General features: G+C 61.4%; 11 protein-coding genes and 1 pseudogene. 8 read left to right on the top strand and 4 right to left on the bottom strand.

All coding sequences use genetic code 11. The features are described 5' to 3' along the window. Position 1: 1 nt before the first annotated feature. Together M5G20_RS05820 and M5G20_RS05815 are read left to right on the top strand one after the other, a co-directional pair. On the top strand, positions 2-478 hold the full coding sequence (locus M5G20_RS05820) for a nuclear transport factor 2 family protein (protein ID WP_273918319.1): 477 nt from the start codon (positions 2-4) through the stop codon (positions 476-478). A gap of 129 nt (positions 479-607) precedes the next feature. Beyond that, complete coding sequence (locus M5G20_RS05815) at positions 608-1387, top strand: TSUP family transporter (RefSeq protein WP_273918318.1); 780 nt, start codon at positions 608-610, stop codon at positions 1385-1387. Here the strand turns inward: M5G20_RS05815 and nudC are convergent. After that, complete coding sequence (gene nudC / locus M5G20_RS05810) at positions 1355-2185, bottom strand: NAD(+) diphosphatase (protein ID WP_273918317.1); 831 nt, start codon at positions 2183-2185, stop codon at positions 1355-1357. The two genes, M5G20_RS05815 and nudC, sit on opposite strands and share 33 nt — an antisense overlap. Before the next feature lie 7 nt (positions 2186-2192). Next, positions 2193-3005, bottom strand: a complete 813-nt coding sequence (locus tag M5G20_RS05805; protein WP_273918316.1) for a crotonase/enoyl-CoA hydratase family protein — start codon at positions 3003-3005, stop codon at positions 2193-2195. Positions 3006-3378: 373 nt separating this feature from the next. Between M5G20_RS05805 and M5G20_RS05800 the strand changes: the two genes are divergently transcribed. Together M5G20_RS05800 and M5G20_RS05795 are read left to right on the top strand one after the other, a co-directional pair. After that, positions 3379-3879, top strand: coding sequence for an RNA polymerase sigma factor (locus M5G20_RS05800; protein WP_197678095.1), 501 nt, complete (start codon positions 3379-3381; stop codon positions 3877-3879). After that, entirely contained in the window at positions 3876-4637 is a 762-nt protein-coding gene (locus tag M5G20_RS05795) for an anti-sigma factor family protein (RefSeq protein WP_273918315.1), read from the top strand. The genes M5G20_RS05800 and M5G20_RS05795 overlap by 4 nt, the downstream gene beginning before the upstream one ends. 117 nt (positions 4638-4754) lie before the next feature. Here M5G20_RS05795 and M5G20_RS05790 read toward each other — a convergent pair whose 3' ends face one another. Both M5G20_RS05790 and M5G20_RS05785 read right to left on the bottom strand, forming a co-directional pair. Continuing rightward, entirely contained in the window at positions 4755-6053 is a 1299-nt protein-coding gene (locus M5G20_RS05790) for an ATP-binding protein (RefSeq protein WP_273918314.1), read from the bottom strand. A 4-nt stretch (positions 6054-6057) separates the two neighbouring features. Beyond that, positions 6058-6759 (bottom strand): response regulator transcription factor, encoded by a 702-nt coding sequence (locus M5G20_RS05785; protein ID WP_150733100.1) that lies wholly within the window; start codon positions 6757-6759, stop codon positions 6058-6060. A gap of 291 nt (positions 6760-7050) precedes the next feature. Between M5G20_RS05785 and M5G20_RS05780 the strand changes: the two genes are divergently transcribed. The 4 genes and pseudogenes from M5G20_RS05780 (at position 7051) to M5G20_RS05765 (ending at position 12445) form a co-directional block, all read left to right on the top strand. Next, positions 7051-8208, top strand: coding sequence for an efflux RND transporter periplasmic adaptor subunit (locus tag M5G20_RS05780; protein WP_273918313.1), 1158 nt, complete (start codon positions 7051-7053; stop codon positions 8206-8208). 15 nt (positions 8209-8223) lie between these two features. Beyond that, positions 8224-11322 carry an efflux RND transporter permease subunit gene (locus M5G20_RS05775; RefSeq protein WP_273918312.1) on the top strand — a complete coding sequence of 1033 codons (3099 nt, stop codon included), beginning with the start codon at positions 8224-8226 and terminating at the stop codon, positions 11320-11322. 110 nt (positions 11323-11432) lie between these two features. Next, positions 11433-11513, top strand: a pseudogene (locus M5G20_RS05770) (DUF1345 domain-containing protein); the annotation flags it as partial. Positions 11514-11590: 77 nt separating this feature from the next. Beyond that, complete coding sequence (locus M5G20_RS05765; RefSeq protein ID WP_273918311.1) at positions 11591-12445, top strand: AraC family transcriptional regulator; 855 nt, start codon at positions 11591-11593, stop codon at positions 12443-12445. Positions 12446-12448: the final 3 nt, after the last annotated feature.

Below are 12448 nucleotides of genomic sequence, written 5' to 3'. Positions count from 1 at the left end.
AATGTCCAACGCCGAAGTTCGTCCGCCATTGCCGCCCTTCACCCGTGAATCGGCCATCGAAAAAGTTCGCCTGGCCGAAGATGGCTGGAACTCCCGCGACCCGGCACGTGTGTCGCTGGCCTACACCCTGGACACCAAGTGGCGTAACCGCGCCGAGTTCGCCTACAACCGCGAAGAAGCCAAGGGTTTCCTGACCCGCAAGTGGGCCAGGGAACTGGACTATCGCTTGATCAAGGAACTGTGGGCATTTACCGACAACCGCATCGCCGTGCGTTACGCCTATGAATGGCACGACGATTCGGGCAACTGGTTCCGCTCCTACGGCAACGAGAACTGGGAATTCGACGAGAACGGCTTGATGGCTAACCGGTTTGCCTGCATCAACGACATGCCGATCAAGGAAAGCGAGCGCAAGTTCCACTGGCCGCTGGGTCGTCGTCCTGATGACCATCCGGGCTTGTCGGATCTGGGCCTGTAATCCGACGCGACGCGGATCCCTGGAGGAGCTGGCTTGCCAGCTCCTCCATTGGTGTTGTGTTGTTCGGGTGGGTAAGATGTCGCCCTTCCCCGCAGCCCTTTTCTGCGCCCCGCCGATTAAGCCGACTCCATGCCTTTCGAACTCAGCGTTGACCTTACTACCCTGGCCATTCTGGCCTTCGTCGCATTCATTGCCGGTTTCATAGACGCCATTGCCGGCGGCGGTGGTCTGTTGACCACCCCGGCCCTGCTCACGGCAGGCCTGCCACCGCACCTGGTGCTTGGCACCAACAAACTCAGCTCGACCTTCGGCTCGGCGATCGCCAGTTTCACCTTCTACCGCCGCAAATTGTTCCATCCCCGGCAATGGGTGCACGCGATCGTCGGCACCTTGGTCGGCGCCCTGACCGGTGCCGTGGTCGCGCATTACCTGCCGGCAGAATGGCTGAACAAGATGCTGCCGGTGATCGTGTTTGCCTGTGGCCTTTATCTATTGTTTGGCGGCACGCCGAAAGCGCCGCTGGACAGCAACGCGCCGATCAAGAAAAAGTGGCAATCGACCCAGGGTTTCACCCTCGGTTTCTATGATGGCGTGGCCGGACCCGGCACCGGTGCGTTCTGGACCGTCAGCAGCCTGCTGATGTACCCGATCGATCTGGTCAAGGCCAGCGGCGTGGCGCGCAGCATGAACTTCGTCAGCAACGCGGCGGCGCTGTCGGTGTTCATTTTTTCCGGGCAAGTGGACTGGATCATCGGCCTGAGCATGGGCCTGTCGGTGATGGTCGGTGCCTTTTTCGGGGCTCGCACCGCCATCAGCGGCGGCGCGAAATTCATTCGTCCGGTGTTCATCACCGTGGTACTGGGCCTGACCGTGCGGCTAGCCTGGCAACACTGGTTCAGCGTGGCCTAAACGCCGGGCCACGTAGACGTCGATCAAGTAACGTGCAATCGAACGTGATGCCGGCAACGGCGGCAGTTCGTGCACGTTGAACCACTGGGCGTCTTCGATTTCGTCTTCCTGGCAGACGATTTCCCCACCGGCATACTCGGCATGGAAGCCGAGCATCATCGAATGCGGGAACGGCCAGCACTGGCTGCCCATGTACTGGATGTTCTGGACCTCGATCCGCACTTCTTCACGCACCTCGCGAATCAGGCAGTCCTCGGCCGATTCGCCCGGTTCGGCGAACCCCGCCAAGGTGCTGTAGACCCCGGTAACGAACCGTGGCGAGCGTGCCAGCAGCACTTCATCGCCACGGGTCACCAACACGATCATGCTCGGCGAGATCCGTGGGTAGCTGCGCAGATCGCACGGCTGGCAATACATCGCCCGTTCGCGCGGCACCTGGCTCATGGCTTGACCGCAATTACCGCAAAAACGATGTTCACGGGCCCAGGTGCCGATCTGCGCGGCGTATCCGAGCACCTTGTACACCGTGTGATCGCCTTCGAGCATGAACGCCCGCAAGCCTTTCCAGTTGCAGCCTGGTATTTCAGCGGGGCTGCGTAACTCCAGCAGGTACACCGGCTCGCCGTCGAGGTGGCCGATGCCATGTTCGGCGAGAACCGGCAGGTCCTGGCGCTTGAGCCATTCCCGGGGGAACAGCGCCCCGTTGTCGTCGAACAAAAAACCTTCCGGGCTACGCGCCACGGCCCAGCCGCCGGGTTGGTCGGTGTCCAGTACTGCAGTGGTCCAGCGTGAAGTCATTTTTCAATCAATCCAGAAATTCGGGTTTCTGTTTGCTCATATGGGCGGCCATGGCCACGCGCAAGTCAGTGGATTGCAACATGGCGGCGTTCCAGGTGGCGACGTATTCGAGGCCGTCATCGATGCGGTGATCGCGCATGTAGCTGATCATTTCCTTGGTGCCGGTGACCGCAATCGGTGACTTGCTGGCAATATCGCGGGCAATGCCCATGACGCCGTCGAGCAGGCTGGCGGTGTCGCTGTAAACGCGATTGACCAGACCCATGCCGCGCGCTTCGTCGGCGCCGAAAGTGCGACCCGTGTAAGCCAGTTCACGCAGCATGCCGTCCCCGATGATTCGCGGCAAGCGTTGCAGCGTACCAACGTCGGCGGCCATGCCGATGTCGATTTCCTTGATCGAGAATTGTGCGTCTTCGGCGGCGTAACGCATGTCGCAGGCGGCGATCAGGTCGATGGCACCGCCCAGGCAGTAACCCTGGATGGCGGCGAGCACCGGTTTGCGGCAATTGTCGACGGCGTTGAAAGAGGCTTGCAAGGTGAGGATTTTGCGTCGCAGCAGGCGCGCGTTGCGCCCGACGTCCTTGCCCAGTTCATTGGCCACACCGGCCAGCATCATCAGGTCGATGCCCGAGGAAAAATGTTTACCGGCACCGCTGAGGACCACCACGCGTACTTCGTCGGTGTCGTCGATCCACTGGAAAATCTCGACGATCTCACGCCAGAACGCAGCGTTCATTGAATTGATCTTTTCCGGGCGATTGATCTGTACATGTGCAATTTTATCGACCAGTTCGACGGTGAACGCGCTGTATTGAGACATGCCAGTGATCCTTTAGCGGGCAAAAAAAGAGGCCCGAACTATAACAAGGCATTGTGGTGGGCAGTAAGGCAGTGGTTCGGCCAAATGCGGGACCAACCGCTCCGCCGATCTGATCTGTGATTGCGTACAACAGCACAAAAAAATGAATAAATGTTCGCGCTGGCGTGTTTGCGTTTTGACAGTCACCCTGACACCCATGGAGCTTCACTTTGGTTCGCGAGCACCTGGGTGAAGCCTGCGTGATCAGGGGTCAACTGGATCCCGCACAGGAGCAGTTGCAGCCGATCAAACTGATGTGCCCGACTCATCGAAAACCTGACCAGTCAAACACGCGGAGGTCGCCATCGCCAGCGATCAGGCAATAAGGGCAGAACTGGGCCAGCACCTGGCGCGTTTGTGGCGTTACGGACTGCTGTTATCCCGACAAAGGCATGTGGCCGAAGATCTGGTGCAGGCAACCTGCGTGCGGGCGCTGGAACGCGCCGCGCAGTTTGCGCCGGGTACGCGCATGGACCATTGGCTGATGAGCATTCTGCATTCGATCTGGCTCAACGAAATACGAGCCCGTCGGGTGCGTCACGGGCAAGGCACGATAGAGGGTGAACAGGTGTTGTCGTTCGACGGTGAATACGCAGCGCAAACCCATGTGATGGCGGCGCAGGTCATCCGCCGCGTCGATGCGCTGCCGGAAACCCAACGGGAAACCGTGTTTCTGGCTTATGTCGAAGGCTTGTCCTACCGCGAAGTCGCCGAGGTGCTGCAGGTGCCCATCGGCACCGTGATGAGTCGCCTGGCCACCGCCCGGGCCAAACTGGCGGAATACCCGCCATTGCAAGCCGTACCGAACCCCTCCACTCACGGAGAACGTCGATGAACGTGAACCCCACAGACGAGCAACTGGTGGCGTACCTCGACAACCAACTCGACAGCGAGCAACGCCAGCGCATCGACGCCGCCGTGGCCGAAGACCCGATGCTCGGCCTGCGCCTGCAATGGCTCAACCGCAGCAGCCTGCCGTTCAAGTCCGCCTACGACGAGTTGGCAAGCCAGGCTCCGGTGGATCGCATGCAAGCCATGCTCGACACCTTGCCCGCGGCACCCCGCCCGCCCCTGAGTCGCCGCTGGTTCCTCGCGGCGGCAGCCGGGCTGGTGGTGAGCGGCGTGCTCGCGGATCGTTTGTTCCTCGGCTGGCAAGCCAGTCAGGAAAACGATAACTGGCGCCAGTTGGTGGCCGACTACATGGTGCTCTACATCCCGCAGACACTCGACCACTTGCCCAACGACGAAGCCGCCCAGCGCTCGCAATTGCGCACGATCGAGACCAGCCTGGATCTGAGCCTTGCACCGGCGCAGCTGGCGTTGCCTCGCGCTGAAATCAAGCGCGCGCAAATCCTTGAATACGACGGCGTGCCCATCGCCCAGATTACCTACCTCGACCCGGTCCACGGCCCGCTGGCGCTGTGCATCACCCGCTCCAACAGCGGCAGCCGGCATTTTGCCCGGGAGCGTCGGCACGGCATGAACATCATCTACTGGGCCGGTATGCAACACGCGTGGATGCTGATCGGGCGCAATTCCATGGCCGACCTGGAAGCCATGGCCAAGTCACTGCGCGGCCGATTGAGCGCCTGACCTTCCGGTAGGTACGGGCTTCTGAGTGTGGGTGGCGCTTCAGCTTGACTGCGTGTTTTCAATCAAACGCCGAATTGGCGTGGTTGACTACTGACCGCAATGACAGGTCGAGTAACACTAAACCGCTGTCGGCAACCACAAACGGAACCTTGCGCCACTCAGCGGAGAAGCCTCGACCGTCAACGTACCGCCCTGCGCCTCAAGCGCCCGTCGACTGATCGCCAGCCCAAGACCAAACCCGCCGGTGGCCCGGTCGCGGCTGCGGTCGAGGCGGTAGAACGGTTCGAAGATCCGTTCGCGCTCGTCGTCCGGAATACCGATACCGTCGTCATCCACCCAGATTTCACAGCCTTTGGGGCACACCTGCACGCCGATCTGGATACGCTTTTCGCAGTAGCGCATGGCGTTGCGCAGCAGGTTTTGCAGCGCGCGGGCGGTCAGCCGCGGGTCGAGGGTGAAGCGTTCGAGCTGGCCGTGGAGCAACACGTCGATGACGATGTCCGGCGATTGCTCGTCATCGATACTGCCCAGGATGCTGTCGATGAATTCATCCAGCGGCACTTCGACCTGTTCCGGCACCCGCGCCGGATTTTGCAGGCGACTGTAAGACAACAGCTCCAGCACCAGCTCATCGAGTTCACGAATGTGATCGACCAAGCCTTGCAGGCGCTCGCGGCTGGTAGCGGGCAAGTCGTCGGAAAGCGCCAGCGCGAGGCCGAAGTCCAGACGGGTCAGCGGCGTGCGCAGCTCATGGGAGACCGCGTTAAGCAAATCCCGCTGCTGGTTAAGAAGATTTTCGATGTCACCGGCCATGGTGTCGAACACGTTGGCCAGGCTGCCGATGTTGGAACTGGCCGCGATCCGCGTGCGCTCGCTCAGATGGCCCTTGCCGAAACGCTCCGCCGCGCTTTTCAGGCGTTCCAGATCACGCCAGTGCGGGCGCAACCACAACAACAGACACGCGAGCATGGTCGCGCCGATCAGTACGTTGATGCTCCAGTACAACAGGCTCACGTCCATCGGATCTGGCGGCACCACCATCTGCACCACCGTGCGCTCGTCCAGCGGCGCCACCGCCAGCGTGCGCCAGCCCCAATCCCCCACGCGCACCACGTATTCGCCGCGTTTCAAACGTTGCTGCTCGTCTACGGACAGACCGGCGTCGTCATTGCCGCTGAGGACGATGTGCAGTGGTTGAAATTCCTTGTCCATTTGCGCCGCCAGCGCCGGCCATTGCTCGCTCGGTACGGCTTTGAACTGTTTGACGATGAGGGTTTGCAGGCCTCGGGAATAATCAAGATTGTAGGCGACAAAGCGCTCGTGGAAGACCTTGATCACCAGGTCCGGCACCAGATAGATCGCCGCGCTGAACGAGACGATGGTCACCAGGTACAGGCGAAAGAGGATTCTGAACATCGGCTCAGCATTCCCACTCGGAACGGCTGAACAGATAACCCTTGCCCCACACGGTCTTGATCTTTCGCGCCTCGCCGGCGTGGTCGTCGAATTTGCGCCGCAGCTTGGAAATCGCCACGTCCACCGAGCGATCGGTGCCGTTGAACTCGATGCCGCGCAGGCGTTGCAGGATCTGGTCACGGCTCAGCACTTCGCCGGCATGCCGGGCCAGCACCACCAGCAGGTTGTATTCGCCGCTGGACAGTTCGACCAGTTGATCGCGCCAGGTCACCGTGCGCTCGGACAGGTCGATGCACAGGTTGCCCATCAAAATACGGTCATTGGCGGTCTGCGGTTCGCTGAGGCTGCTACGCCGCAGCAAGGTGCGCACCCGAGCCAGCAGGACCCGCGGTTCGCAGGGTTTGGTCACGTAGTCATCGGCGCCCATTTCCAGCCCCAGCACCTGATCGTGGCTGTCGTCGCGGGCGGTGAGCATCAGGATCGGCAACGCGGCCGAATCGGCGCGCAGCAAGCGACAGACTTGCAGGCCGTCGAGACCGGGCAGCATCAGGTCGAGGATCACCAGGTCCGGCGGATTGAGCCGCGCCCGCTCGCGTACATGGTCGCCGCGGCCGATCACGCTGACGGAGTACCCGTTGCGTTCAAGATAGCTGGCAATCAGTTCGGCGAGGGCGGTGTCGTCTTCGACCAGGAGAATGTTGGGCATCAGGTGCTTCCAGAAAGTGCGGTGGCGCCCGTCAGGTCTCATCGCTGGCAAGCCAGGTCCCACAGGGTCTGATGTGAACACAAAATGTGTGTGCAGCCTCAACCACTGTGGGAGCTGGCAAGCCAGCGATAGCGGCCTGACAGGCGCTGAAAGAATCAAGGTTTGAAGGATATACGCCAGCACACGGATCTGAGTAAAACCCTTACACAATTTCACACAGCGCCTACAAAGCTTCACCGCTATCTTCGCCGACGCCCAGTAGGATGCTGGGGGTCATTATTGGGGTCATTCATGTCAAAGAATCTGTTAGCCAGGCTCAGCCTGATCGCACTGGCATTGGCGCTGAGCGCGTGCGACAAGGCTCCGACTGCCGAAGAACAGGCGCCACTGGCCAGTGTTCGCATCGAAACCATCGAAGCCCGGCCGCTGTCGATCAGCAGCGAACTTAGCGGACGAATTGCCGCACCGCGCATCGCCGAAGTGCGCGCCCGGGTGGCGGGCGTCGTCCTGCAACGGACTTTCCACGAAGGCACCGACGTGAAAAAAGGCGATGTACTGTTCCGCATCGACCCGGCACCGTTCAAGGCTGACCTGGACAGCGCCGAAGCCGCGCTGCGCAAGTCCGAGGCCAATGCGTTTCAGGCCAAGCTGCTGGAACAGCGATACGCCCAACTGATCGAAGGCAATGCCATCAGCGGCCAGGACTACGACAACGCCCGGGTCGCCGTTCGGCACACCACCGCCGATGTCGCCGCCAACAAAGCCGCTGTCGACCGGGCAAAACTGAACCTCGGCTACGCCACCGTCACCGCGCCGATTTCCGGGCGCATCGGTCGTGCGCTGGTCACCGAAGGCGCGCTGGTGGGCCAGAACGAAACCACGCCACTGGCGTTGATTCAACAGCTGAACCCGATCCACGCCGACCTCACCCAGTCAACCCGCGAACTCAACGACCTGCGTCGGGCCTTCCGTTCCGGTCAGTTGAAAGAAGTCGGCCAAGGGCAGGCCAAAGCAACATTGATTCTGGACGACGGCAGCCTCTACCCGTTGCCGGGCAAGTTGCTGTTCAGCGACATCAGCGTCGACCCGGGTACCGGCCAGATCATTCTGCGCAGTGAATTCCCCAACCCCGACCTCGACCTGCTGCCGGGCAGTTTCGTGCGCGTGCGCCTGGAGCAAGCGGTCAATCAGCAAGGCATCAGCGTGCCGCAGCGGTCGATCCAGCGGGACAGCGCCGGTATTGCCCAAGTGCTGCTGCTCGACGCCGAACAGCGCATCAGCCAGCAACCGGTTGAACTGGGCCAGGTGCAGAACGATCGGTGGGTCGTGACCAACGGCCTGAAACCCGGCGATCGCATCGTCACCGAAGGCCTGCAACACGCCCGTCCCGGCGAAAAGGTGCAGATCGACGACTCCCCTCTTCCACTTGCCCAGGTTTCTGGTCAGTAAGCAGGACGCTTGTTTATGCCGCAGTTCTTTATCGATCGCCCGGTATTCGCCTGGGTGGTCGCGCTGTTCATCCTGCTCGCCGGTGCCCTGGCCATTCCGCAGTTGCCGGTGGCGCAGTACCCTGACGTCGCGCCGCCGCAAATCGAAATTTACGCCGTCTACCCGGGCGCTTCGGCGCAGACCGTGGACGAAAGCGTGGTCAGCCTGATCGAGGAAGAACTCAACGGCGCTGATCACCTGCTGTATTTCGAATCGCAGAGCAGCCTCGGCAGCGCCACGATCAAGGCGACGTTCCAGCCCGGCACTGACCCGGAGATGGCCCAGGTGGATGTGCAAAACCGCCTGAAAGTCGTGGAGTCGCGCCTGCCGCAAGCAGTCAACCAGCAAGGTTTGCAGGTGGAGAAAGTCTCCGCCGGTTTCCTCCTGCTGATCACCCTCACCTCCAGCGACGGCAAGCTCGACGACGTGGCGCTCAGCGACTATCTGGCGCGCAACGTGATGAACGAGATCAAACGTCTGGACGGCGTCGGCAAGGCGCAGTTGTATGGCGCCGAACGGGCGATGCGCATCTGGATCGACCCGCAGAAACTGATCGGTTTCAACCTCACGCCCGCCGACGTCAACGCCGCCATCGTCGCGCAAAACGCTCAGGTTTCGGCCGGCAGCATCGGTGATTTGCCGAGTCGCAGCACCCAGGAAATCACCGCGACGATCCTGGTCAAAGGCCAGTTGTCGACGCCGGAAGAATTCGCCGACATCGTGCTCAAGGCCAATCCCGATGGCTCCACGGTACGCATCGGCGATGTGGCGCGGGTCGAGATCGGCAGTCAGGAATACCAGTTCTCCACGCGCCTGAACGGCAAGCCGTCCACCGCCGTCGGCGTGCAATTGTCGCCCGGTGCCAACGCCCTGAACACCGCTACCCTGGTGCGGGCGAAGATGGACGAGCTGTCGCGCTACTTCCCGGCGAACGTCGAGTACAAGATTCCGTACGACACGTCGCCCTTCGTCAAAGTCTCGATCACCAAAGTGGTCTATACCCTCGGCGAGGCGATGCTGCTGGTGTTCGCGGTGATGTTTCTGTTCCTGCAAAACATCCGCTACACGTTGATCCCGACGCTGGTGGTACCGGTGGCGTTGATGGGCACCTTTGCGACCATGTTGGCCCTGGGGTTCTCGATCAATGTGCTGACCATGTTCGGCATGGTGCTGGCCATCGGCATCCTGGTGGACGACGCGATTGTGGTGGTGGAGAACGTCGAGCGGATCATGGCCACCGAAGGCCTGTCGCCCAAGGAAGCCACACGCAAAGCCATGAAGCAGATCACCGGGGCAATCATCGGCATCACCCTGGTGCTGGTGGCGGTGTTCATCCCGATGGCGTTCATGCAGGGTTCGGTCGGGGTGATTTACCGGCAGTTTTCGCTGTCGATGGCCACCTCGATCCTGTTCTCGGCGTTCCTCGCCCTGACCTTGACCCCGGCGCTGTGCGCGACCCTGCTCAAGCCGATCGCCAAGGGTGAGCATCACGAAAAGAGCGGTTTCTTTGGCTGGTTCAACCGTCGGTTCGAGCAACTGACTGATCGATATCAAGGCTGGGTCGCCTATGCACTCAAGCGCACTGGCCGCTATCTGCTGATCTACGGCGTGCTGCTGATCGGTCTGGGGCTGTGCTTCGCGCGCCTGCCATCCTCGTTTCTGCCGGTGGAGGACCAGGGTTACACCATCACCGATATTCAGTTGCCGCCGGGCGCAACCAAGAACCGAACGGTGCAAGTGGCCGAACTGATCGAGGCCCACAACGCAGGCGAACCCGGCGTCGGTGACAGTGTGGTGATTCTCGGTTTCAGCTTTTCCGGTAGCGGGCAGAACGCGGCGCTGGCGTTCTCGACGCTCACGGACTGGTCAAAACGTGGCAGCGACGACTCGGCGAGTTCGATTGCCGATCGCGCCAACATCGCCCTGAGCCAGATCAAGGACGCCATGGCCTTCGCCGTATTGCCGCCACCGGTAGATGGCCTCGGTACGTCGAGCGGTTTCGAGTTCCGCCTGCAAGACCGTGGCGGCCTCGGCCATGCCACGTTGATGCAGGCACGCACCGAGTTGCTGACGGCGGCTGAAAAGAGCCCGATCCTGATGAACGTGCGCGAAAGCGCCCTGGCCGAGGCACCGCAGGTGCAATTGATCGTCGACCGCAAACAGGCCAATGCCTTGGGCGTGTCCTTTGCCGATATTGGCAGTGTGCTGTCCACCGCCGTCGGTTCGAGCTACATCAACGACTTCCCCAATCAGGGGCGCATGCAGCGTGTTGTGGTGCAGGCCGAAGGCGACCAACGCAGTCAGGTGGACGATCTGCTGAAGATCCACGTGCGTAACAACAACGGCAAGATGGTGCCGCTGTCAGCCTTCGTCCAGGCCAGGTGGATTCAAGGCCCGGCACAGCTCACCCGCTACAACGGTTACCCGGCAATCAGTATTTCCGGTGAACCGACACCCGGCCACAGCACCGGCGAAGCCATGGCGGAAATCGAACGGCTGGTGGCGCTGGGGCCGGCGGGGCTTGGCCAGGAATGGACCGGCCTGTCCTTGCAGGAACGCCTGTCCGGCAGTCAGGCGCCGATCCTGCTCGGGTTGTCCTTGCTGATTGTGTTCCTGTGTCTGGCGGCGTTGTACGAAAGCTGGTCGATTCCGACCTCGGTATTGCTGGTGGTGCCGCTGGGTGTACTCGGCGCGGTGCTGGCGGTGACCTTGCGCGGGATGCCCAACGATGTGTTCTTCAAGGTCGGGCTGATCACCATCATCGGCCTGTCGGCGAAGAACGCGATCCTGATCATCGAGTTCGCCAAGAGCCTGTACGACGAAGGCCACGACTTGATCGACGCCACGCTGCAAGCAGCACGTCTGCGATTGCGGCCAATCGTGATGACCTCACTGGCGTTCATTCTCGGCGTAGTGCCGCTGGCCATCGCCACCGGCGCCAGCTCGGCGAGCCAGCAAGCCATCGGCACCGGGGTGATCGGCGGGATGATCACGGCCACCCTGGCGGTGGTGTTCGTGCCAGTGTTTTTTGTGGTGGTGATGAAGCTGGTGCGTAAACGCCATCAATCAACCTGAACCAACACAAATCCTTGTGGGAGCGGGCAAGCCCGCTCCCACAAAGATCCCACCGTCTTCGGTTTGTGGTCATGACAGACTGCCCTGGGCTAAGGTGTTTACACCGTCCCGCCCAGTCGTTGATCGGTATTCTGTTCAACACAGCGATACTCGGATTCTCGATCCACATCGCCGCCGGGCTGTTCAACTGACGGCTGCACAAACGTTCTAGTCATCGCCCTCGGGACGGGCGTTAAATAGACCGGCAAATCCGCCGCGCAGGTGCCCCATGACTTCTCACAACTGGCTCGATCTGGCCCAGGACGCCGATACCGGCATCGAGACCCTGCGCGCGCATTTCGAAGGCCACGCCTACGATCCGCATTGGCACGACAGCTATCTGGTGGGCGTCACCGAGCAAGGCGTTCAGCAGTTCAACTGTCGACGAGCCAGGCACCAGAGCACGCCGGGCAAGGTGTTTTTGCTGGAACCGGGCGACATTCACGACGGTGAGGCACCGACCGCCGACGGGTTTACCTATCGCATGTTGTACCTCGACCCGCAGTGGTTGAAGCGTGAGCTCGGTGCTGTATTCAACAACGCGCCCGACAACAGCGAGTTGAGTTTTGCCAACACCCTGGCCAGCGATTCGCGCCTGGCCCACGCTACCAGCCTTGCCTTCGAGACGTTGCACCGAGGTGAATTGAAAATCGTGCGCCAGACCGCGCTCGATGGCTTGCTTGAACGCCTGACCAGTCACCTGCACTGGCGCACGCGCTATGGCGAAGACCCACGCCTGCCGCTGGTTGCGCAAAAGGCTCGGGACTATCTGCACGCCAACGCACAACTGGACATCGGCCTCGATCAACTGGCCGCCATTACCGGGGTCGACCGCTTTCGTTTGACCCGTGCGTTCAAGGCCGCCTACGGCATCGCACCGCACGCGTATCTGGTGCAATTGCGCCTGGCCATGGCGCGTCGGTTGCTCGCCCGGGGCGAACAACCGGCAACGGTGGCCATGACCCTGGGCTTTGCCGACCAGAGTCATCTGGGCCGCTGGTTCGTGCGCGCCTACGGCCTGACACCGGCACTCTACCGCAAGCGCTGCTCAAATCTTCCAGACAGCCAAGCGCCTGACTGGTGAAGA

The sequence above is a fragment of the Pseudomonas sp. TNT2022 ID1044 genome, assembly GCF_028656895.1.
Classification (GTDB): Bacteria; Pseudomonadota; Gammaproteobacteria; order Pseudomonadales; family Pseudomonadaceae; genus Aquipseudomonas; species Aquipseudomonas reinekei.
This window is presented reverse-complemented; position numbering and strand designations above follow the sequence as displayed.